Annotated in this window: 25 protein-coding genes; 8 read left to right on the top strand and 17 right to left on the bottom strand. The window is 53.1% G+C overall.

Annotated elements, in window-relative coordinates; genetic code table 11:
* Nucleotides 1-2: 2 nt before the first annotated feature.
* Complete coding sequence (gene bcp / locus EZJ44_RS04425) at nt 3-482, bottom strand: thioredoxin-dependent thiol peroxidase (RefSeq protein WP_131280611.1); 480 nt, start codon at nt 480-482, stop codon at nt 3-5.
* A gap of 14 nt (nt 483-496) precedes the next feature.
* A complete protein-coding gene (locus EZJ44_RS04430) occupies nt 497-811 on the bottom strand; it encodes a hypothetical protein (RefSeq protein ID WP_131280613.1) in 315 nt (104 codons plus the stop codon).
* A 128-nt stretch (nt 812-939) separates the two neighbouring features.
* Between EZJ44_RS04430 and EZJ44_RS04435 the strand changes: the two genes are divergently transcribed.
* The gene (locus EZJ44_RS04435) at nt 940-1470 is read left to right on the top strand and encodes a DUF4916 domain-containing protein (RefSeq protein WP_131280615.1); all 531 of its coding nucleotides are present in this window, start codon (nt 940-942) and stop codon (nt 1468-1470) included.
* A 35-nt stretch (nt 1471-1505) separates the two neighbouring features.
* On the opposite strand, the gene rdgB is transcribed toward EZJ44_RS04435, so the two are convergent.
* The 6 genes from rdgB to clpS form a co-directional block, all read right to left on the bottom strand.
* Nucleotides 1506-2120: an RdgB/HAM1 family non-canonical purine NTP pyrophosphatase gene (rdgB, locus tag EZJ44_RS04440; protein WP_131280618.1), complete on the bottom strand. Its 615-nt coding sequence runs from the start codon at nt 2118-2120 to the stop codon at nt 1506-1508.
* Nucleotides 2121-2186: 66 nt separating this feature from the next.
* A complete protein-coding gene (rph, locus tag EZJ44_RS04445; RefSeq protein WP_131280620.1) occupies nt 2187-2927 on the bottom strand; it encodes a ribonuclease PH in 741 nt (246 codons plus the stop codon).
* Between the two features lie 18 nt (nt 2928-2945).
* Nucleotides 2946-3752, bottom strand: coding sequence for an MBL fold metallo-hydrolase (locus EZJ44_RS04450; protein WP_131280622.1), 807 nt, complete (start codon nt 3750-3752; stop codon nt 2946-2948).
* Nucleotides 3749-4618, bottom strand: coding sequence for a glutamate racemase (gene murI, locus EZJ44_RS04455; protein WP_131280624.1), 870 nt, complete (start codon nt 4616-4618; stop codon nt 3749-3751). Before murI ends, EZJ44_RS04450 begins: the two co-directional genes overlap by 4 nt.
* Nucleotides 4619-4627: 9 nt before the next feature.
* Nucleotides 4628-5317, bottom strand: a complete 690-nt coding sequence (locus tag EZJ44_RS04460) for a DUF2017 family protein (RefSeq protein WP_131280626.1) — start codon at nt 5315-5317, stop codon at nt 4628-4630.
* Complete coding sequence (gene clpS / locus EZJ44_RS08830) at nt 5314-5604, bottom strand: ATP-dependent Clp protease adapter ClpS (RefSeq protein WP_241658604.1); 291 nt, start codon at nt 5602-5604, stop codon at nt 5314-5316. Before clpS ends, EZJ44_RS04460 begins: the two co-directional genes overlap by 4 nt.
* Before the next feature lie 176 nt (nt 5605-5780).
* Between clpS and EZJ44_RS04470 the strand changes: the two genes are divergently transcribed.
* Nucleotides 5781-7139 (top strand): nicotinate phosphoribosyltransferase, encoded by a 1359-nt coding sequence (locus EZJ44_RS04470; protein WP_131280629.1) that lies wholly within the window; start codon nt 5781-5783, stop codon nt 7137-7139.
* Between the two features lie 173 nt (nt 7140-7312).
* Here the strand turns inward: EZJ44_RS04470 and EZJ44_RS04475 are convergent, their stop codons facing one another.
* The 9 genes from EZJ44_RS04475 to EZJ44_RS04515 form a co-directional block, all read right to left on the bottom strand.
* Entirely contained in the window at nt 7313-9094 is a 1782-nt protein-coding gene (locus EZJ44_RS04475) for a DEAD/DEAH box helicase (protein ID WP_131280632.1), read from the bottom strand.
* The gene (locus EZJ44_RS04480; protein WP_131280634.1) at nt 9091-9432 is read right to left on the bottom strand and encodes a DUF3039 domain-containing protein; all 342 of its coding nucleotides are present in this window, start codon (nt 9430-9432) and stop codon (nt 9091-9093) included. The genes EZJ44_RS04475 and EZJ44_RS04480 overlap by 4 nt, the downstream gene beginning before the upstream one ends.
* A gap of 79 nt (nt 9433-9511) precedes the next feature.
* The gene (locus tag EZJ44_RS04485; RefSeq protein ID WP_131280636.1) at nt 9512-10279 is read right to left on the bottom strand and encodes a hypothetical protein; all 768 of its coding nucleotides are present in this window, start codon (nt 10277-10279) and stop codon (nt 9512-9514) included.
* Entirely contained in the window at nt 10272-10466 is a 195-nt protein-coding gene (locus tag EZJ44_RS04490) for a hypothetical protein (protein WP_131280639.1), read from the bottom strand. The genes EZJ44_RS04485 and EZJ44_RS04490 overlap by 8 nt, the downstream gene beginning before the upstream one ends.
* A 303-nt stretch (nt 10467-10769) precedes the next feature.
* Entirely contained in the window at nt 10770-11051 is a 282-nt protein-coding gene (locus EZJ44_RS04495) for an HU family DNA-binding protein (protein WP_131280641.1), read from the bottom strand.
* A 217-nt stretch (nt 11052-11268) separates the two neighbouring features.
* On the bottom strand, nt 11269-12840 hold the full coding sequence (locus tag EZJ44_RS04500; protein WP_131280643.1) for an aspartate:alanine exchanger family transporter: 1572 nt from the start codon (nt 12838-12840) through the stop codon (nt 11269-11271).
* A 43-nt stretch (nt 12841-12883) separates the two neighbouring features.
* Complete coding sequence (gene hemQ, locus EZJ44_RS04505; protein ID WP_131280645.1) at nt 12884-13633, bottom strand: hydrogen peroxide-dependent heme synthase; 750 nt, start codon at nt 13631-13633, stop codon at nt 12884-12886.
* A complete protein-coding gene (locus EZJ44_RS04510) occupies nt 13626-14717 on the bottom strand; it encodes a ferrochelatase (protein WP_131280647.1) in 1092 nt (363 codons plus the stop codon). Before EZJ44_RS04510 ends, hemQ begins: the two co-directional genes overlap by 8 nt.
* On the bottom strand, nt 14707-16035 hold the full coding sequence (locus EZJ44_RS04515) for a glutamyl-tRNA reductase (protein ID WP_165496110.1): 1329 nt from the start codon (nt 16033-16035) through the stop codon (nt 14707-14709). The genes EZJ44_RS04510 and EZJ44_RS04515 overlap by 11 nt, the downstream gene beginning before the upstream one ends.
* Nucleotides 16036-16130: 95 nt before the next feature.
* Here EZJ44_RS04515 and hemE point away from each other — a divergent pair, with 95 nt between their 5' ends.
* From hemE to hemL, 6 genes are all read left to right on the top strand, one after another.
* Complete coding sequence (gene hemE / locus EZJ44_RS04520) at nt 16131-17147, top strand: uroporphyrinogen decarboxylase (protein WP_131280652.1); 1017 nt, start codon at nt 16131-16133, stop codon at nt 17145-17147.
* A 3-nt stretch (nt 17148-17150) separates the two neighbouring features.
* Nucleotides 17151-18635, top strand: a complete 1485-nt coding sequence (locus EZJ44_RS04525) for a protoporphyrinogen/coproporphyrinogen oxidase (RefSeq protein ID WP_131280655.1) — start codon at nt 17151-17153, stop codon at nt 18633-18635.
* A complete protein-coding gene (gene hemC, locus EZJ44_RS04530) occupies nt 18619-19692 on the top strand; it encodes a hydroxymethylbilane synthase (RefSeq protein ID WP_131280657.1) in 1074 nt (357 codons plus the stop codon). The genes EZJ44_RS04525 and hemC overlap by 17 nt, the downstream gene beginning before the upstream one ends.
* Before the next feature lie 12 nt (nt 19693-19704).
* Nucleotides 19705-20661, top strand: a complete 957-nt coding sequence (locus EZJ44_RS04535) for a uroporphyrinogen-III synthase (protein WP_131280659.1) — start codon at nt 19705-19707, stop codon at nt 20659-20661.
* Nucleotides 20658-21626 carry a porphobilinogen synthase gene (gene hemB / locus EZJ44_RS04540; RefSeq protein WP_131280662.1) on the top strand — a complete coding sequence of 323 codons (969 nt, stop codon included), beginning with the start codon at nt 20658-20660 and terminating at the stop codon, nt 21624-21626. Before EZJ44_RS04535 ends, hemB begins: the two co-directional genes overlap by 4 nt.
* A 68-nt stretch (nt 21627-21694) precedes the next feature.
* Nucleotides 21695-23095: a glutamate-1-semialdehyde 2,1-aminomutase gene (gene hemL / locus EZJ44_RS04545; RefSeq protein ID WP_131280665.1), complete on the top strand. Its 1401-nt coding sequence runs from the start codon at nt 21695-21697 to the stop codon at nt 23093-23095.
* Nucleotides 23096-23099: the final 4 nt, after the last annotated feature.

Below are 23099 nucleotides of genomic sequence, written 5' to 3' on the forward strand. Positions count from 1 at the left end.
TGCTATTTATCAATCCCGAGCTCTTTACGGAGCCTCGCAACGTGCCCGGTAGCTTTAACGTTGTACTGCGCGAGTTTCACAGTACCGTCCTTACCGATCACCACAGTGGAACGAATCACACCACGGACAAGCTTGCCATAGTTCTTCTTTTCACCATAGGCTCCCCATGCCTCCATCACTTCCTTATCAGCGTCAGAAGCGAGTGGGAAATTCAGCGATTCTTTATCGGTAAATTTCTGCAAAGACTCGATTTTATCAGGCGAAATACCAATAACGCTATATCCCGCACTCGCCAGTGAGCTCTCTGAATCGCGGAAGTCACAGGCCTGCTTGGTGCAACCTGGAGTCATCGCCCGCGGATAAAAGTAAACGATCACACCGGCGTCGGCCGCCTTGAGAGCTTCGCTCAACGTGACGTGACCGCCGTCAAGCGTCGGAAGCGTAAAATCAGGCGCCTTGTCCCCGACTGTCAATTGAGGCATCGTATTCTCCTTAACTACTCAGTGAATGTTGTTATATAAAGCTGCAAGCTAATAACCAGCACAAAAATAATAAATCCAGCGATCATCGGAATGATCCCGAACGACGTCGGCACCACGAGTCCCATCGCGAGCGCACCAGCAGCGCAAAGCATCGGCCGCCCGGTTCGTGCGCCAAAGAGCGTGACACCAAAAGCTGCCAAGCCCATAATCGACACTCCAACCGACGCCGGTTCAAGCCCTGCTCTCACAACGGTAATAACACCCAAAACGAGCATAATTGCCGAAAACGCCACGCAAACGCCAAGCAAAGGCACCAAATATTTCTTCACATATTCACTCTGCCATAGCGCCCATAGAATTAGCACACCAAATTCACAAAAACGCACTTCCGTTCACTAGCTGCCAAATATCAGCGGGAATCTACCTCTCACGGCATCGTTACTGGCACAATCGAATTATGAACGAAATCGCTCCAGGAGATATGGAACCCTGGCTCTCGCCTGAAGAGCTCGAGTTTGTGCGCAACAAGGTGCCAATGCTCTATGTAGACATCGTTCCAGTTCGGCTGAACGAAGACGGTCACATCGAAGCAATTGGATTAATCCTATGCATGAACGACGACGTTCTCTCCCGTTCCCTTGTTAGCGGTCGCGTTTTGTACCACGAGTCCATCCGCGATGCGCTGGTGAGGCATATCGATAAAGATTTGGGTTTGATGGCCTTGCCTCAGCTTCCCACGTCAATCGTGCCTTTTACTGTTGGAGAATACTTCCCCACCCCTGGCGATGCTCTATACGATCCTCGCCAACATGCAGTGTCGTTGGCGTATGTGATTCCGATGAACGGCGACTGCACCCCACAAAACGACGCCTTGGAATTTTCTTGGTTCACACCGGGCGAAGTTGCAACTCCAGAGTTACAAGCCGAGATGAGCGAGAGCCAGGCGCGCATCTTGCGCCGGGCTCTCGCTCATCTGACTTGCTTCTAGCACAATGTGCTCATTATGTGCAGGGTTATATACCTTCAGTCTTTTATTAGCTCCGCTACCAGTGGGGCAATTTGCGAAAACGCATTATTACGGTGCGAGATCTGATTCTTTTGCTCCGCATCAAGTTCTGCGAGCGTCACATCCATACCCTCAGCTTGGAAGATTGGATCATATCCAAATCCTCCGCATCCAGCGCGCTCAAACCGCAAAGCGCCAAACACCTGTCCGATTTTTACAAACTCACGCCCATCGGGCAGCACTAATGCAGCAGCACAAGTAAAGTTCGCTCCGCGATGCTCGCTCGGCACATCAGCTAACTGAGCGAGCAAAAGGTCGAGGTTGGCGGTGTCGTCGCCATGTCTCCCACTCCAACGCGCGGAGAAAATACCAGGTGCCCCACCGAGCACATCCACACAAATACCCGAATCGTCAGCTACCGCAGCAATCCCAGTATGAGCCACTATTTGCCTCGCCTTAATGAGTGCATTTCCAGCAAAAGTTACCGCATCTTCAACTGGCTCTGGCAGATCGGAAGAACGCGCCGATTGGATCTCAGCCACATCAAGACTCGGAATCTGAGCCTTGAGGATCTGTCGCAACTCCTCTACCTTGTGTTCATTACGAGTGGCAAGCACAAGCTTTGTAGTCATTTTTCCTCATTCATCAAGCAATCATTGTGGCAATTGCGCATTTTATTCGTCACACGCAATCCACAATCATCCACCAAGAGCCGCTCGCTGACGCTCGGCAAGCAAAGAATTGCCATGAGCAGCTAAATCCAAAAGAATATTCAGCTCGTCGCGGTCAAAAGCCTCACCTTCGGCAGTGCCCTGTACCTCGATGAACTTACCCGATCCAGTCATCACCACATTCATATCAGTCTCGGCGCGCGAATCTTCTTCATACGGCAGATCAAGGCACGGATGCCCGTCAATGATTCCTACCGAAATGGCACTCACGGAATCTCGAAGCACAGGCTTTCCTTCCCGCGCAGTAACGAGACCTTGCTCAATCCCCCAGGCAATAGCATCGGCGAGCGCAACATAAGCACCCGTGATTGACGCCGTGCGCGTACCACCATCAGCTTGCAAAACATCGCAATCGAGCACGATCGTATTTTCGCCCAAGGCAGCCATATCAACAACTGCCCGCAATGAACGCCCAAGCAGACGCGAAATTTCTTGAGTGCGCCCGCTGACCTTACCCTTCACTGATTCACGCTGATTTCGCGTATCCGTAGCTCGCGGTAGCATGGCGTATTCGCCCGTTACCCATCCGAGACCGGAATCTTTGCGCCACCGCGGCACTCCCGCGGTAAACGAAGCCACACACAGTACCTTTGTGTTGCCAAACTCCACCAATACGGATCCCTCGCCCTGAGCGAGGTAATTGCGGGTAATCTTTACCGGGCGCAGTTCATCGTGTGCGCGTCCATCTGCTCGTGTAAAAGTAGTCATGATACAAGACTACCGCGATCAGAAGATGTATTCTTCACCTGCTTGAACCACATGTACCTCGCCGTCGAATACACGCTGTGCGTCCGACGTCGTTTTCTCCGGGCACGTCCACGGTTGCAGATGCGTAAGCAAAAGCTTCTGAGCTTGCGCAGCCTGAGCGACTTCACCAGCACGCAGGCCAGTCATATGCACGCCACGCACAGTATCGCGGCTCTCTTCAAAAGCCGCCTCACACAAGAAAAGATCAGCTCCAGCAGCTGCGGCAATAACGCCGTCACAAGTATCAGTATCACCAGAATAGGTAAATACAACGTCCTCTCCTGGCCGAGCGTCCGAAGGACCAGTAATTCTGATACTCAAAGCCGGAATTGTGTGCAACGCTTGGAAAAACTCAATCTTCATCGGGCCGATCTCCACAGTTGATCCGGCCTGAACTCGCACAAAATCAAACTCCGAAGCATAATCTTCATCAGCTGGATCATCTGAAATTCCGCGGGTGCGAGCCGCGCCATCGCCCGGTGTATAAACCGGAATCCGAGCTAAAGCTCCCTCAGGATACCAACGCCGATACACTTGCATACCTACGATATCGGCGAAATGATCAGCATGCAGATGCGAAGCGATAATTGAGTCAAGCATGGCCGGATCAAGGTAGTTGAGCAGCTGCCCCATCGCTCCCGGACCGAAGTCCAATACCACCGACCACGTGCGAGCCGAATCACGTTCAGCTTCGCTGGTGTGCTCTTTCGCTTGGATCAAATACGACGACGCCGCCGAGCGTTTACCAGACATTGACCCAGAACAGCCCACAATCGTCAGCTTCATTTTTCGCCTCCGGTGCCTGTAATGCTACCAACCGAGCCGACGTCGTTAACGTCGTCGTGTATGTGTACTCCGTGCACAGCACTCACCTCTGGCCCGAGAAAACGCTTGGCGAGCACCTCAAAGTACTGGGTGTCGCCCGTCGTCGAAAAGCTATGGCAAGGAGTCGGAGCGTTATTGTCACGAGTGAGATCATTGGCCACCAGCTGGCGATACACGTCTTTCGCAGTCTCTTCTGCGGACGAAACTAAGGTCACGCCGTCGCCCATCACATAGGAAATAACGCCCGTAAGCAGCGGATAGTGTGTGCAACCAAGAACGAGAGTGTCCACCTGTGCCGCTTTTACTGGCTCCAAGTATTCGCGCGCAACATCGAGAAGTTCCGAGCCGCTAGTAATACCTTTTTCCACGAATTCAACGAATCTCGGGCAGGCAGCCATCGTAAGTTCAAGATCAGGCGCGGCTGCAAACGAATCCTCGTATGCGCGTGAAGAAATCGTTGCTTGCGTGCCGATCACGCCAATGCGCTTATTGCGCGTAGAACGCACTGCACGCCGCACAGCAGGTTGAATAACCTCCACAACCGGAATACCTCGAGAATAGGTATAGCGCTCACGGGCATCGCGCAACACCGCAGACGACGCCGTATTACACGCAATCACCAGCATCTTCACTCCAGATTCGACGAGCTGATCCATCACGTCCAAAGCCAACTCGCGCACTTGTGCGAGCGGGCGTGGACCATAAGGCGCATATTTTGTATCCCCAATATAAGAGATCGATTCATGGGGTAACTGGTCGATAATTGCACGGGCAACCGTAAGCCCGCCAACTCCAGAATCAAAAATACCAATGGGTGCATCGTGCATAGTGTTACTCTAACCGCGCAAAGCTTTATTCCGAACCGAAAGTACCAGTGAATCTTGCCACCACGAGATCATGGCATAGAGCACCGTCATCATGTCCTCTGGCGTCTCGATTTCTGGCAGATCCTCCGGCGCAGTTTCTCGCTGCGTAGTAAACAGCGTTGCCCGCTCATAAACGGAATCGCCAGATTCTTCATCAAAAATTCCCAGCCGGGAAGCGAGCACCAGGCGAATATCGTTCAAAGCCGCCATCCAGGCCACGGCGTCATCATTCTTCACGACAACGATGTCGTTGTTCTCTGGTTCCTTAGAGATACCGAGGTAAAACGTGGTGAGATGATCGATTTTGAGCCTGCTCACCGACTCTTCTGTTAATGCGCGCAGTTCACGAGCCAACTCAGGATCTTCACTCATATCAGGAAGCAAACGCGAAAGGGCATCGTCAAAAAACAGTGAGGAATCGGCGTCGTCTTGCTGGGCAAATTCGGCCTCCACCATATCGGCAATGCCATTTAGCTCGTCTTCGAACGCAGCGAAAATATCGTCGTCATCATTGAGATCACGACTGCGCTTTTCAATCTCGTGCTCCATATCGGAACCGAGCATAAACACGAGGTCACGAGCCAGACCACCGAGCATTTGCCGTTCGTCTTCACTCGCGCGCGCTAAATAGCCACCTCGAATAATTTGAAATGCCATCATGGTGCGCTGATCTCCGGTTCAATCGTTGCCCACAAACCAAAACCGTGCATTGCCTGGGCGTCTTTTTCCATCTGTTCACGGCCGCCAGCAGCAACAACGCTGCGTCCACGGTGGTGAACTTGCAACATCTTCTTTCGGGCTATTTCAGGGCTCATACCGAAATAGGATTCAAATACCCATTGCACGTAGCTCATGAGATTGACGGGATCGTTGTGAATCACAGTCACCCATCCCGACGCCGATAACGCGCTGTTCTCTACATCGGCACGTACGTCGCCACTCACGATGGTTTCAGGCTCCTGGTTATTCACCAGTACCTCATGATTATTATTTCCATACGCGAATGAACTAAACACTCTCAAATTCTAAAACAACACCTGCAATATGCCACGTGATTCTACGTTTCTGTGGCGTTCACCTATTTTATGTGGCTAATATCTGCTCACACAGCTAACGTTAAACTATGAATTCTTCTTACATGAGCACTGCGCTGCTCACTGATATGTACGAACTGACGATGATTGACTCTGCCCTCAAATCGGGCATGGCGAACAGAAAGTCAGTGTTTGAGCTGTTTGGACGCCGTCTTCCCGGCAATCGCCGATACGGCGTGGTGGCTGGTACTGCGCGCGCACTCCAAGCTGTACAAAACTTTCGCTTCACCGCAGAAGAAATCGACTATCTGCGCGAGACGCACATAGTGTCGGACGAAACCCTTGCATGGCTAGAAAACTACCAGTTCACGGGCAATATCTACGGCTATCCAGAAGGCGAATGCTACTTTCCGCATTCGCCAGTAATGACTGTGACGGGCACTTTCGCCGAATGTGTGCTGCTCGAAACCGTGCTCCTATCGATTTTGAACTTCGATTCAGCTGTAGCAACTGCTGCTTCACGTATCACTATCGCTGCTCACGACCGTCCGTGTCTTGAAATGGGATCCCGGCGTACCCACGAAATGGCGGCCGTCGCTGCTGCTCGCGCCTGCGTGGTTGGAGGTTTCACTGGAACGTCAAATCTGGAGGCCGGCAGATCCTACGGCATACGCACGATTGGTACCTCGGCGCATTCTTTCACCCTGGTTCACGATTCGGAAGACGACGCCTTCGCAGCTCAGATTGCTACCATGGGTCCGAATACCACGCTATTGGTAGACACATATGACGTAACGCGGGGCGTGGAACGCGCCGTGAAAGCAGCGCGCGCAGCCGGTGGCGAATTGGGCGCTGTACGCCTCGATTCTGGCGATTTGGTGGCACAAGCCTTCCAAGTGCGTGCCCAATTAGATGAACTCGGCGCCACGAGCACCAAGATCACTGTAACCTCTGACCTCGACGAATACGCCATCGCCGCGCTCAACGCGGCACCCGTTGATTCCTACGGTGTAGGAACAAAAGTTGTGACTGGCTCGGGATTCCCCACTGCGCAAATGGTGTACAAGCTCGTAGCGCGCGAAGATTCACACGGCAACATGCACGAAGTGGCCAAAAAATCCAGTGCCAAGCAATCCATCGGCGGTTTGAAAGTAGCAGGGCGCACACACGATGAAACCGGGCGTGCAACTGGTGAGCTCGTTGTTTCTGCGCAGTCTTGGGAGCAGGGTCATGCATATCTCGATCAGCACGGCGCACGTCCGTTGCAAGTTCAGTTTGTGAACAACGGTGAGGTTGATCCGCAGTTTGTAGAGGCGAAAGCCCTCGCTGCCGCTGCCGAGCGGCACCGCAATTCACGAGCAGCACTTCCCTACGCGGCTTGGCGGTTGTCTGAAGGCGAGCCAGGAATTCCTACCAAGCTGGTTGATATTTTCGAAGGAGACGACTAACGGTTCGTTGCTGCAACCAACGCGTTGTTACTACAACTAACAGCCCGTTACTGCCTCGGCGTGTAAGCGTTCATCACCAGGTATTCTTCGCCGACAGCCGTCAATAACAGCGTAAATACACTCAGTTAACAATCGGCAAGCTGGTTCTCGGCTTTATCAAGCTGGTTCTTGCTTTATGTGCGCCCTACGAACCAGTTTTGCAGTTTGCTAATTCGTGCTTCGACTTCCTCAAGCGAGGCGCGCGCAACTTCGGGGCCGCCGCATGCCTTGCGCAGATCCGTGTGGATCAAGGCGTGCGGGCGTCCTGTTTTAGATGCATAAGCAGACACCAATTTCGAGAGCTCTTGCCGCTTCTGCCTGCGCTTTCGCGAGTCGAGCATCGGTTTGCTTGCCGGATCCGCTTTGCCCTGCTTAGCTTGTGAAGCCTGACGAGATCGCAACAGCTCCGTCACTTCCTCAGGCTCTAATAGCCCAGGGATTCCAAGAAAGTCCGCTTCTTCATCTGAGCCAACTTCTGCCCACATGCCAAAATCTGATCCGTCATAGACCACTCGATCGAACGTGGCATCAGCTGAAAGAGCCTGGAAGCCCACGCCTTCTAGCTCATCTGAGGCACGTTCCTCGCGTTGCGCCTGCTCAAGCGCGGCGTCGTCCCAACCTTCTTCCGATTCTTCACGCTGTAAGGCATGATCTCGCTGAGCCTCGAGTTCGCCGGCTAGCCCAAGCAGGTTCTCAACCGATGGCAAGAATACCGACGCCGTCTCCCCACGTTTCCTCGCACGCACAAAACGACCGATAGCCTGCGCAAAGAACAGCGGTGTCGCCGTCGATGTCGCATAAACCCCCACGCAAAGACGCGGTACGTCCACCCCCTCGGACACCATGCGTACGGCAACCATCCAGCGCGATGTGCCTTGGGAGAACTCGGCGATCCTGTCCGAGGCTGTTGGATCGTCAGAAAGAATCACTGCTGGTTGCTCGCCCGATACCGCTGCAAGAATCTGTGCATAAGCCCGCGCCGTCTTATGATCCGTGGCAATCACGAGCCCACCAGCGTCGGGAACACTCTGGCGCACGACGCTAAGACGCTCGTCGGCAGCTGCGAGCACTTGCTGGATCCACTCGCCTGCCGGATCAAGCGCGGTGCGCCAAGCTTGAGCCGTCATATCTTTGGTGAGCGGTTCACCAAGCGTGGCCGAAACGACGTCGCCATGCTTCGTCTTCCAGCGCATTTGCCCCGAATACGACATAAACATCACTGGGCGTACGACGCCGTCACGCAAAGCATCCGCGTAACCGTAGGAATAGTCTGAGCGCGAGCGGAAGACGCCGTCGCCATCCGGTTCGTATTGAACGAACGGAATTGCCGCGGTATCAGAACGAAATGGCGTACCAGTGAGCGACAGGCGGTGCTTGGCAGGATCAAAAGCGATCCGGATAGCGTCCCCCCACGAGAGATTATCACCGCCGTGATGAACCTCGTCGAGGATCACCAGGGTAGCATTGGCTGAGCTGCGATGACGGTGGAACATAGGAGCGCGAGCAACCTGCGCATAAGTGAGACATACGCCGTTAAACGAGGAACCTAAACCACTTTGCGCATTTGAAAAATCCGGATCGAGCTGCAATCCCACTCGGGCAGCAGCTTCGGCCCACTGATATTTCAGGTGTTCAGTTGGGCAAACCACAGTGATTTCCGAAACTAAGCCTCGGGATTTCAACTCGGTTGCGATACGGAGCGCAAAGGTAGTTTTACCAGCTCCAGGCGTTGCAACTGCCAAGAAATCACGTGGAGTGTTCTCCAGATATAAATTGAGCGCTTCTGCCTGCCACGCACGCAAGTGTCCCGCAGTTCCCCACGCAGCACGCTGTGGGAACGCCGGCGAGAGATTCTCGGCTGCGGAAACTGAAACTGATTGTGGAGGTTGGTGGTGGCGCTTTACCGCCTCACTCACTGGTTACCGCCCGGAGCGTCGGGACCGAAAGGCCATGAATTTGAACCGCCGCCATTGAGATTTTTGTAAATCTCTTTACACGTTGGACACACGGGGAAACGATCCGGATTTCGCATCGGTGTCCACACTTTGCCACACAGGGCGACTACGGGACCTCCTTCTACTGCTGACTGAGTGATCCGATCTTTGCGCACGTAATGGGCATAACGCTCGTTATCGCCCGGGCTTTGCTGCTCTTCTGTGCGTTCGAGTAATTGGGTGCCAGCCGATTGTGCAGCGTCTGGTCCTTGTGGTGCCGACGGACTCTGCGGAGCGGAATACGGATCGTCAATACTCATGCTTCAAGTGTAGTGCTTGGGATCTGAAAAATTCATCTGGCGTGCGAGCGGTCAATCCCACATTGACGAACGATAAGTTCTACATTGAAAAGAATTCGGTAACAAAAGGTTTCAAGATGACCATCCACAACAGCAGCCAAAAGAACAAAAAAATTTCAAATGCGATTGAAGATTTTGGGCGATATGAGCCAAAAATAAATCCTTTCTTTTTTTGATCTTCCCGCGGCGTGGGCAAACCATCATTCTTGAACGTGGCGGCGCTCCTATCACGATCAGCCTCAGATCCAGCGTCTACGTCTTCCTCCGTCGGATTGAATAATAGGATCCGCTCAAAACCCAACTCCATCGGATCGCTTTCAACAACTTCGAATGCATCCTGATAAAAATCGACATACTTGCTTCGCCAGGTGCGTGTTTGTACAACGAAGCTATCCGATCCAGGCGCCATTGGAAAAGCTAAAGAAAACTTCTTGTCTACACGGCGCACATAGATCTGCTCGTTCACAATGCACCACAAAATATGATTTAGCTCTTCATATACACGCATGCATTGTTCGGCTACTTGCTGTGTACCCAGAGCCGGGTGTTGTTTGCTGCCAGCATCACGGTGAGACAGCTTCACAACACATGTGTAGCCTGCACCATGTACCTTATAACGGCAACGGATAGAGAAACCTACTTTGGAAGATGAATGGAAAATCTTTAGCCGAATCCACCAGACGTTGTCGTTGATCGGTTTGATATGGAAAACGGTACTTCTACGTGAATTCTTTGTATTACGTGGAAAGCAGTCCTGCACTTGCAAACCAACTTGGGTAAATAGCTCCCTACAATCGCTGTCATTCATCAATTTCATCGTCGAAAGCTCTTGCTTTAAGGAACAGATAGGCATAGCCGAGGACTCCAATGCCGAGAAGTAAAGTAATCACCGCGATTTTCCACGGCGTAGCCCAACCTTGAATCGAAAAGAACAGCAACAAAATCCCAGTAAAAGTCATGAGGATTCCGAAATCTCGAACACGACGATATCGCACCATTGATTCCTCCAATACTCAAGCGAGCCTTTTCAAAATTCTAGGCTTTCAAATTGTCTTTACTCAAGAGAAATGTCTTATTTTGTCGCAAGAATCGTGATTAAGGACTGCTCGTTTTTCGAAAAGTTGGTGTGGATTGACCAACATCTCGATATATATTCAGATGTTGCTCGATCCACACCAAGATTAAGCGAGCATCAGGTCTAGCACACGAAAGTGTGGCTCCGATTGGGTATCCAATCGGAGCCACACTTTGGTTAGTCAATGTTGACGTTCAGTGAATATTAATCCTGAACGGCAAAATCACTTAGCAACAGCCTTCTTCAAGGTGGAGCCAGCAGAGATCTTAACTCCGTAGCCTGCAGGAATCTCGATTTCTTCGCCGGTGCGTGGGTTACGACCCTTGCGAGCTGCACGCTCGGTGCGCTCAACAGACATAAGACCAGTGATCTTCACTGCTTCACCCTTTGCGAGGGAATCAACAAGCACGGACTGGAGAGCCGAAATTGCCTTGTCAGCATCTGCCTTGGTGATCTCTGCCTTAGCGGCAATCTTTGCAATAAGCTCAGTACGATTGAGGGACATTGCTTTCCTCTCGAATAAACGATGTTTCTTTGGACTCGATTTGAGTCGCTACCTAGAAATCTAACTGAAAACCTAGGCTAAACACCAATTTATGCTGTGTGTTGCCAAATTTGCCACGTTTTTCTGTCACATCTATACCAATCTGCACCATTGTTCACACAAATATGAACAGAATTAAACCGCTGGTCACAGCGATCTAGAGAACGAAAAAGAAAAATCACGCAAAAGCAACAATGACCGTAACTAGGATAATCTTCACCGTAATGCCAAGAGCGAAAATGGCCGCATAACCAGATTCGATCCGTTCATCATGCTCTTTGCTGGCAGCAAAAGCCAGTACTGCAGGTTGCCCCAGAACCCCAGCCATCGCTCCAGCAGTTCGCTGAGCCGATACTCCTAGCAGCTTCCCTACAACCGCAGCGCAGAGCAATACAATAACAGCGATGACAAACGCTAAAATCAAAGCAAGCAAACCAGTTTCGGTAAAAGCAGTTTTTGCGAATGCCGGACCAGACGCAATCCCAACAGCAGCCAAAAAGAGCAACAATCCAAGCTGCCGAATCGTCTGATTTGCTGCCTGCGGCATCTGCCACATAAGCGGACCAGTTTTTTGAAGCGCTCCCAAAATTGTGCCAACGATAAGCGGCCCCGCAGCAGCTCCGAGACTAAAAGTTGACCCACTAGGCAGAGAAATCTCTACCATCCCCAGCAGCAAGCCCAACACCATGCCAAGTCCCATCGCAATGGCGTCAACCTGCGAAATCTGACGCTCAGAGTTACCGAAGAAACGCTCCACGGCGTCGTACTCCTCGCGTGGGAACGCAACCATCAGACGATCCCCAAGCTCGATAACCGAGTTGTCTTGTGCCAGCAATTCGAGGTCGCCGCGATGGATACGGGTAATGACGCCGCCAAACCGTCCAGTAACATTCAAGGCAGCAACAGTTTTACTTGCCACTTCTTTAGCCGAAACAACGAACGATCGAAAATCTATCTTCGCCCGATAATCAGCCAAATGATCATCAACTAACTCACCAACTGCGCTAGCTGCCGCCTCAACGTCAGATTCCATTCCGACGATTACAATACGATCACCTTTGAGCAGCTCCTCACCTGGCACGAAGATACGGGTCACATCAGCGCGCTCGAGATAGGAAACTCGAATTTTCTGCTCTTTCCATCCAGGAACTGAGCGAATCGACATCCCCTCTTTTACTAACGCCGTACCCGCAAACAGGGATTTTCCAGCAAAAGACTCAACATCGTTTTTGCCTTCCCAACGCCGCGAAACAACCATGGATACAGCGATAATCGCTACAATCACACCCACTGGATACCCCAAGGAGTACCCAACGCCCGGCACTCCTGAATGTGTAGCTTGGGTGGCTGCAGCCAATGCAGGTGTGGTTGTAAGCGCGCCAGCAAAAACACCTACGGCCATGTCTGGTGCAAGACCAAGCAATTTACCGCCGACAATAGTGGCTATCGCGCCGATCACCAGCGTAAACACCAAGCCGAGCATCAACTTTGCCTGCTTACGTAAGTCAGCGAAAAAGGTCTGACCGGCAGAAAGACCTACCGTATACACGAAAAGCCCCAAACCGAGCGATTGTACCAACGCTAACTTTCCGCCGAGCTCAGGCACAATATTTCCGACGAAGAGCCCCACGAAGAGAGCACCCGCAGCGCCGAGCTTTATCGGACCAAAAGGTATGATTCCCAATGCGGCACCTAACGACACCACGAGAAACACTGTGAGTAGCGGAGACGACTGTAAAATCTCGCCCAATTTATTCCTTCCACCTGTATCAAATGATACAAGCGTACCCCAGTCAATCCATTTGCTGTCTATTAGCCCATTCTCGTAGCTCCACACGTGGCCCAGTGAAGAACGGCGTATCGTCACGCACGTAAAGTCGCGCCTCTGCCTCACGCTGTTTGCGCAGCACACTCATGATTCTGCCGATCGAATCAGCCTCAAGGGCAATCGTCCATTCGTAGTCCCCTAAAGCAAAGGCGGCAAGCGTAGAAATCTGCACGTCAAGATGATCGCGGCCATTCATGCCATGCTCACGCAACATCGCTGAGCGCCGCGCCGGTGGAAGATAGTACCAATCCCACGAACGATTAAACGGATACACCGCCACATAAGGGCGAGGCACTACCCCACCAAAACACGCTGGTAAATGGCGCTGATTGAACTCCGCCGCAATATGTGCCGCCATCGCCGACCACACTGGCTCCAACATCCGCCCAAGATTCGATTGCAAAATCGCGTGATAAGCACTTTGCAATTTCTCAGTAGAATCAGCCAAAGCCCATACCATCAAATCAGCATCTGCTCGGAATCCGCCGACGTCGTACCACCCGCGGATCTCTACTCCGGTACGCTCCAAGTCCGCTTCTAAATCCGACACAAAATCGTCAAGTTCTGCTGCCGGCAAGGCTTTTGCCGTGCGAAACACTGCTTGTAAAGAAAAATTACTCGCTTCATTCACTTCGTCAGGGTTGATTCCTGCCGCATCGCGTGGATCTCGCACATAAGCAGGTTTGTGAGCATTGGGGTGAGCTAAATCAGACATGATTCTTCCGTTCTCGTGGATCTGGTGCTGATATTTGGTCAAATTCGGTTGGGCGCAACTGGTATCCATCGCAAGGCAAACAGCAGCTCGTCTCGCAGCGCGCAGGCCACGACACCTCTCCGCCCTGCTGCTCACCACGCTGCGCCGTCCTGTCTTGCTCTGCAGCGTCGTTGATGAGTTGAACCAGCGACTTCACAAACTCAGGATGTGTGCCAGCAGTGGCAGCCCGCCGATATCGAATCCCCAGTTCAGCGGCAGTTTTGCGGGCCTCCGTGTCAAGGTCGTAAACAACCTCCATATGGTCAGTGATAAAGCCAATTGGCAGCACCACCACCGATTGCACTCCCGCGCTGGCCAATTCAGAAATCCGGTCATTGACATCCGGTTCTAGCCATTTTTGATGCGGCGATCCTGACCGTGAGCAAAACACCAGATCAGCGGCTATCTTTCTGCACAGCTTGTCACTCAATTCAGCGCAAATTTTTTCCCCAAGTTCCTGGTGTTGCACCAAGTATGTTTTGTGTGCCGATGCCGGTCCCGAATTTTCGTCCATAGCCACCGGAATCGAGTGAGTCACGAGCAGAAGGTGAGCGACGTCGTCGTCCTCCATTGCCGCGAGCGCCGCCGAAACGTTCGCCGCTAAAAAACCCTCTGATCCGTAGTAAGGCGGAATCTTTGTTAATCGAAAACGATCCTGCGCACCGATCTGCGCAACCGCAGCCGCGATATCTTCCCGATATTGCCTGCACCCTGAATATGACGCAAAAGCTGAGGTAAACACACATAAAACCCGATGGAGGCCGCGCTGATCGAGCTCAGTCAAAGTCTGTGCAAAATACGGCGACCAATTTCGATTGCCAATCACCACTGGCACGTCAACTTGCTCGGCGATCGCAGCACGCAACTCTTCGTTTCGGGCGTTAATCGGGCTCACGCCGTCGAAAAGTTTATAGTGCTCACTTACTTGCAACAGCCGTTCATCCGGTATTCCACGCCCACGGGTGGCATTACGCATGAATGGCAGAACGTCTTCCATCCCACGTGGTCCGCCGTAGCTGCACAACATGATGGCATCAAAGCTCATGGTGTCCGCTTCCTTTTACATCGACGTCCCGATTCAAGAATGCCGACAGCGGGCATTTGCCGCCCGATGATAGTTGAGCCGGGCGAATATTGGCTTCGCGGGCAGCTTGTGATACATCGATACCTAATACGGAGTGGAGGGCACGCACATACTCCCAGTCATTTCCTGTTTCGGCTGCTTGACGCGCCAATACGCTCGGTGTGTGAGCAATACGCGAAGCAAAATGACCTAAGGCACGCGCTACTTCTTCCTTGGTGAAAGTCTCTTTCGCAGGCAAACGATCTACTTCGCCGGTGCATAAATCAGTAATATGCTCACGAAAGGCTACCACTACCGGATCGATACGACGTGAATCCATCTGCGCGATAACATCATCAACACCTTGTTTAATGAGCTTTTGCGCACGGTGTACGTGAGATTGCGCCGCGTCTGGAGCCACACGCTGGATATCCTCCAAAATTACTAAGCGAACTCCTGCCATTGTGCCCACGTCGCTCTGTACGTCCGTTTGCAAAGCCAAATCCAAAATGATTAGCTCTGTATCTCGCATCGGCATTACCTGTGCTAACAGCTCAGCCGTAATGATGGGATTGCCAAGCCCTCGGCATGCCACAACGATGTCTGCCTGAGCGAGAGCCGATACGAAATCTGCTTCGTCCACAGCTACAAGTTCATGGGCTTGGGCAAAAGATTGCGCGCGGCCAGAGTGCGAATACACACTGATTTGTTCTATTTGCCGCCCGCGTAGCTGCGACACCGTGGCTCCAGCATAGGCACCTGTGCCGATCAACAGAACACGTGCTTCGTTTGGAGCGTCCTGCCACCGCTCAGCCACGCAGTCCAAAGCTAGTGAAACAATTGACCGCCCTGTTCCCGCAAGGCCGGTACTATGAGCCACTTTACGGGAGATGCGCAAAGCACTATCAACTACCCGCGATAAGTCGCTATTCGTGGTGTGCATATTGATAGCTTGGCGATGAGCTCTGCGCAATTGTCCGCTGATCTCGCGCTCGCCTATCACCATGGAATCTAAGCCGGCCGCCACACTGAAAATGTGTGTGATCGCTGCCTTACCATGCAAAAAACTTGGGAGCGCATTGAGTTCGCGCGCGATAGCACATTCAGCTTCTGCTGCGGGCACACCCTTTGCACTGTCAGCATAAATATCCACACGATTGCAGGTAGTGAGCACAATAGCTGCGTCGATAGAGTCATGTTCGAGAAGGCGGCGCGATATTCCATCAAGTCGGCGCGAAACTTCCGCCACTTGCGAAAGTCCATGTATGTTATGCCGCACCGATGCACTAATGATTACCACAGCACCCCATTCAAACAGATATATCCGAACATCTCAATTTTAGATTACACCCTAAAGATTACCCGCTAGGAATGAATGTCTGAGACAATAGTTTTGTGACTTCAAATTTTCTCTCAGCACTCGCCGGAAAACGACCCGAGATTACGCCTGTTTGGTTCATGCGCCAAGCCGGACGATCCTTGCCAGAATACCGAAAAGTCCGTGCCGGAACGAGCATGCTAGAGTCTTGTTTAATCCCAGAACTCGCGGCGGAAATTACCGCCCAACCGGTGCGTCGGCACGGTGTAGATGCGGCAGTTTATTTTAGCGACATCACTGTCCCGCTCAAGCTTGCGGGAGTAGGCGTTGAAATCAAACCCGGCGTGGGACCCGTAATGGACAAAGCTTACCGAAGCGCCACAGATATACGCGAACTGATCGCCCATGATCCTGGTGATGCCAGCGCCGTTGCCGCTGGAGCTGAACTCGCCTGCGCCGAGTTAAACGTGCCAGTGCTTGCCTTCGCCGGAGCGCCATTCACTCTAGCAGCGTATCTTGTTGAGGGAAAGCCCTCCCGCGATCACCTCGCAGCCCGAAGCCTCATGCACACCGACCCCCACTCGTGGTTCGCGCTTGCCGACTGGTGCGCCAAAATCTCTATAGAATTTCTCAAAGCGCAGATAAAAGGCGGCGCCGAGGCATTCCAGCTTTTCGATTCTTGGGCAGGATCACTCTCGAAACGCGACTACCTACGTTTCTGTGCACCGTCGTCGGCATCAATACTCAAGCATGACTTCGGCGTTCCTTCGATACACTTCGGGCTTGGAACGGCAGCTATGCTCGAAGAATTCGCACGCCATACCAATTGTGTAGGTATCGACTACCGAACCGATCTCGCCGAAGCAATCAAGCGCCTACGAGCAGCAAACAGTCCGAACCCGCTCGTAGTACAAGGCAACATTGATCCTGCATTACTGGCATGTCCTGCTGAGATTCTCGATGCACACGTCGATGCCGTTCTTAGCGCCGGCAAGCAAGCCGATGCCCACATCCTCAATCTTGGCCACGGCGTGCCTAAAGACACCGATCCCGACGTTCTCACCCGCCTCGTCGCGCGTGTACACGAAAGCTAGACAATGCACGAAACAGTCATTCTTGGCGGTGGGATAGCTGGTCTCACCACGGCATATGCTCTGGCAAAGCGCGGTATTCTCTCCACAGTGATCGAAGCTCGGATGAGTCTCGGTGGTCTTGCCGCAGGTGGGAGCATTGCTGGTGTCAGGATTGATTTGGGTGCGGAATCCTTCACGCTGCGCTCAACAAAAATTCTTGAGCTCTGCGCCGAACTTGGAGTCGAAGTTCGCTATCCACATGGGAGTTCTTGGGTGTGGGACGACGGCGTCGCCTCACCTATCGCCCACGGTATCTGGGGTATTCCGAGCAGTTGGGACGATCCAGCATTCACGGTGCTTAGCGCAGAAGAACTTGATACGGCACGCAAACTTGATTCCACAGTTTCTAGTTACGGTAGTCAAGCGCATACCTTGGCTGAGCTAGTGCGGGTGCGCCTAGGTCAGGCAGTGCTCACTAAAATGGTAGAGCCGGTGGCTGGTGCAATTCATGGTATTTCCCCTGAGAAACTTGACCTTGATGCGGTGGCGCCTGGTTTACGTGAGGCGTTACTTCACGAAGGCTCACTCATCAAGGCAGTACATTCACAGCGTGGTGAGGAACAAGCTAGTATCGTCCAGCCCGTTGGCGGGATCAATGCACTCGTGGATGCTTTGTCGGCGCAACTCCAGGCAATGGGTACGTCAATCGTCACCGGGCACATGGCAATTGATCTTATGTACGATGATTCAGCTGCTAGCTCCCAAACGAGCACCCCTGTGAGCAGCTCTACGGGATCCTCCTCACCTTCTGCTTCGGACTCCCCCGCGCCTTTCGGAATCCTCCTTGCCCGCAGTGACGGCGACAAAAAGAATCCCCAGCCTTGCCCTGGTACCGAAGAAGTAGTATTTGCAAAACGGCTTGTCGTTGCGCTGGACGGACCTCACGCCCGCGCGCTGGTAGCTCCGGTGCTTCCAACGCCACCAACCGGCGTTGACTACGAGTGGACGATCCCGCATAGTGACCCGATTTCAACAGCTATTTTGGCTATCGATGACGAACGTCTCGATCCAGCCCCGCTCGGTTCGGGCGTATTGGTGAAGCCGGGCTCGTCACTGCCAGTCAAGGCACTCACACATTACTCGATGAAATGGCCGTGGGCTGCCCAAGAATTAGCTCGCGCACATGGCGGCAAACACGTACACCTATTGCGGCTATCGTATGGACGTCCGGGCGAACCTTCCCCGAGCCCAACAATTGACCAAGCCCTACAGGACGCGAGCGCGCTGTTCGGCGTCGCAATCAAGCGTCATGCATTGATCGAAGGCAGAATAATCGAATGGGGTCCGTCGTTAATCGCTCACAGCCCTGAGCACAAGAAGAATGTGCAATCTTTCCTGCGCAGTGTTGACGATGTTCTGGGCTTGGCTGTTACGGGAGCATGGGTTGCAGGCACTGGACTCGGCTCAGTAATTCCGCACGCATACAAGATTGGTGAAAACATTGACTAAAATTCTTTTAGGTACCCGTGGGAGCGAACTCGCCCGCACCCAGTCCGAAATGGTGGCACAATCCCTGCGTGAACAAGGATTTGACGTAGAGCTACGCATCGTAAAAACCTACGGTGACGAGTCAGCGCGCTCACTCTCGCAGCTTGGCGGAGTCGGAGTTTTTGCCGCCGCGCTACGCCACGCGCTTTTGGATGGATCGTGCGATATTGCTGTTCACAGCTTCAAGGATCTACCTACAGCTCCGGTACCTGGTCTTGCGATTGCCGCTGTCCCCTCAGGAGTTTCCAACCATGATGTGCTGTGCGCTCGCGATTCGCTCACCCTTGCCACGCTTCCAGCTGGCGCCTCAGTAGGTACCGGATCGCCCCGCAGAGCTGCACAGATTCGCGCGATTCGCCCTGACCTTCAACTTCTCGATATTCGTGGCAATATCGGCACCCGTTTGGCGCGCGTCAAAGGAATGTCACGCACGGTGCCTGGGGATCTAGACGCCGTGGTGCTCGCCTATGCCGGTCTGGACCGGCTCGGTAAAACAGGTGCAATCACTGAACATCTCATTATTTTGCCCGCTGCTGCACAGGGACGCCTGGCAGTTGAGTGCCGAGAAGCTGATGCGCCGTGGAATTCTCATTCCGACTTGGCACGCGCCTTGGGCGAGCTCAACGATCCGCAATCGCGATTCGCTGCGGTAGCTGAGCGCGCCGTTTTGGAAGGCTTGCAGGCTGGATGCGCTGCTCCGGTAGCAGTTCGCTACCACGATTCTTCACTCACGGCAGCAGTGTTTTCTCCCGACGGCGGTGCTCAGGTGTGCGTGACGCTCTCGTGCGATATGGCAACAGTTTCGGTCGATTCTTCTATCGCAGAATCGGACCACTATGCACGCGAATGTGGTTTGGAGGCCGCAAAGCTGCTGCGCAAGAAAGGCGCCGGCGACGTCACTGATTTACAAGCGAGCAAGCCGCGTGGGATGGATGGCGCCCACGATGCCGAATCTCTATGGCGCCCTGGGATCAGTGGACCGAACGACGATGGCGCTGATGTTTCCGTGCATGAGTGAGAGTATCGCGCAATGAAAATCCTTCTAACTCAAGATTCGGGGCGTTTAGCCAAGGAGCTTAAGCAGCTCCTGGCTGAACGACCGCTCTTGGTCGAACACTCACAGCGAGCACAAAAACGATCTGGCATTTCTACCGACGCCGTTGCTACCGCCAGTTTCGGTGCCAGTACTGGCAATGATTTTTCAGTGTTACATGCTGGACTAACCAGCTTTGAAGCACTCGATTTTGACATCCCAAGCACCCCATTGAGCTGGATTTTCATCACTTCTGCCCGCACAATTGAGCTAATGCCCGCCCATAAAAGGTCGGCACTTGTGCGTGCTGCTGAGCACGGAACTCGTTTTGCCTGCGTCGGTCAACGTACCGAAATGGAACTGTGTAAACTCGGGATTGAGCTCAGTATTCCAAGCGCACACAATGCACGCAGCCTCCTTGATGTTTTCTTGTGTTCAACAACAGCACCAGAAGCATCTGCAATGGAGCACGCTGTGTGGTTGCCAGGTTCTCAAGCGAGCAAGCGCACTCTCGCACACGGTTTACAGATTGCCGGATACAACGTAATCGAAACCCCAGTGTACCGCCCATACGCACGCACTGAGTCACCGCCGCAATACATTGGTGCCGATGTGGTGGTGGTGACGTCCGGTTCAGCAGCTAGAGCTTACGCCCAGCTCAACTCGGCAAAATTTGATTATGAGCAGTCCGCCACTGCTCCAGTTATTGCGCTCGGCGAGCAAACTGCTCAAGACTGCGAAGCCGCTGGATTATCGCTCGCGGCTGTAGCTTCTTCGCCCGATGCGCTGGGCATCTATGAAGCGCTAAAGCGAGCGTTCGAGATTCTAGACTTTTCGAAATTATCCCATACCAATTCTGCGTCACTCGGCAATGTGAGTAGCGATAACAATCGCGCGAGCAGCAACAGTACAAGCCATAACACCAGCCACGACACAAAGGAAGTGAAGAAATGAAAGATCGTCCCCGCCGTCTTCGTACTACTGCAGCAATGCGTGCACTTGTGGCCCAAACGCACGTACTACCTCAGCAATTGATATATCCGGCATTTGTGCGTGAAGGAGACGGCGATCCTACCGAGATCACTGCTATGCCTGGGCAGTTTCAGCACACTCTCGATTCGATTCGGGCTCTTGCCTGCGAACTTGTTGAGGCCGGAGTTGGCGGGATCGACTTGTTCGGAGTGCCTGATCAAGTCAATAAAGACGCCGCTGGATCGCAAGCTTGGGCTCCAGCGGGCATCTTGAATCGCGCCATTGAGGCGGTGCGGGCCGAAGTCGGCGACGAGCTTGTGATCTGTGCGGATACCTGCTTAGACGAGTTCACGAGCCACGGACACTGCGGCGTCCTCAACAATCAAGGGATTGTCGATAACGACGCAACACTTGATCTGTACGCGCGGATGGCACTCGCGCAAGCCCAGGCAGGCGCACATATGGTAAGTCCGTCGGGAATGATGGACGGACAAGTAGAACATATCCGCACCGTGCTTGATACACACGGCTTCACTGATGTGTCGATTATGGCGTACTCGGCGAAATACGCCTCAGCCTTCTTCGGTCCTTTCCGTGAGGCAGTCGCTTCAACGTTATGTGGCGATCGAAAAACCTACCAGCAAGATCCTGCCAATCGCAAAGAAGGAGTGCGCGAGGCGCTCCTAGACGCCGCGCAAGGAGCAGATATTGTGATGGTCAAGCCTGCGAGCCACTATCTTGATGTGCTTGCAGATGTAGCTCAGGTGGTAGATATTCCAGTTGCTGCGTATCAAGTGAGCGGCGAATATGCGATGATCGAAGCCGCTGCCCGCAATGGCTGGATCAATCGGGAGGCGGCCATCGACGAATCACTCGTGTCGATTGCCCGCGCGGGCGCAGATGTGATTTTGAGCTACTGGGCATTAGAATATGCTCGGCGCTCTTAGAAACTTTTGCTCAAACTGAGCCTAAATCAGCTGTTAACGAGCCTAGAATACGAGTTAGAAAGACGACGATGAGTTCCCACGATTCCTTTCAACGTGCAAATATCGCTATCCCTGGCGGAGTAAATTCTCCTGTTCGCGCCTTTGGTTCGGTTGGCGGTGATCCACGCTTTATTGCCGCTGCTTACGGACCTTATGTGCGCGACAATGAAGGGCGTGAGTACGTCGATTTGGTGTGCACCTGGGGACCTTCTCTCTTGGGACATGCCCATCCAGAAGTTATTGCGGCAGTGCAAAAAACGGCTGCTCAAGGCTTGAGTTTCGGCGCGCCCACTGATCGCGAGACTGATCTGGCAAATGCGATCACCGAGCGCGTTCCGGCTGCTGAGCAAGTTCGACTGGTGTCCACCGGCACTGAAGCTACAATGACGGCGATCCGCTTGGCTCGCGGCGTCACGGGGCGCGACCTCATTATCAAGTTCGCTGGCTGCTACCATGGACACTCTGACGCATTGCTCGCCGCTGCTGGTTCAGGCGTCGCCACCCAAGGCTTGCCGGGTTCTGCCGGCGTCACAGCTGGTACAGCCGCCGATACGATAGTTCTTCCGTATAACGACGCCGCTGCCTTGCGCGAAGCTTTTGCCTTGCGTGGCTCTGAAATCGCGGCAGTAATCACTGAAGCCTCACCTGCCAATATGGGTGTAGTGCCACCTGTTGACGATTTCAATACCGTGATCAGGCAAGAAACTCAGCGCGCTGGAGCCTTGATGATTATGGACGAAGTGCTTACTGGATTTAGGTGTTCACGATCCGGTTATTGGGGCTTCGAAACCGGCTTGAGCGCACGTAATCGCACGCTTGGCTTGCCTGAAGCCGCAACGGTAGATGCACAAGCTCGCCGCACATGGGTAGCAAACGAGTTGGAAGGGCTAACTTACGTGCCCGATATTTTCACCTTTGGCAAAGTGGTGGGCGGTGGCATGCCGCTCGCAGCTTTAGGAGGATCGGCACAGGTTATGGCACATCTGGCTCCGCTTGGTTCGGTGTATCAAGCGGGTACTCTCTCAGGTAACCCGCTCGCTACCGCAGCAGGCTTGACCACTCTCAAGCTTGCAGATGAGCAGGCGTATCGTCACATTGATGCAACTGCAGATTCTCTTATTGACTTAATAAGCGGGGCTCTGAACAGTGCAGGCATACCTTTTAGGATCAATAGGGCGGCAAATCTTTTCAGCGTGTTCTTTGGCGAAGAGCCAGCCCAACATGGCGTGGTCAATTATGAGCAGGCACAACGACAAAATGTGGCAGCTTACCGCGCGTTCTTCCATGCCATGTTAGATGAGGGAATTATGTTGCCGCCATCTGCATTTGAATCATGGTTTGTATCCGCAGCTCATACAGCAGAGCAAGTGGATCGAATCGCAGCAGCTTTGCCACGGGCAATTTCTGAACTCAAGAAAACCTTGAGCTAGCCAG

Source organism: Arcanobacterium bovis (assembly GCF_004331995.1).
GTDB classification, from domain to species: domain Bacteria; phylum Actinomycetota; class Actinomycetes; order Actinomycetales; family Actinomycetaceae; genus Arcanobacterium_A; species Arcanobacterium_A bovis.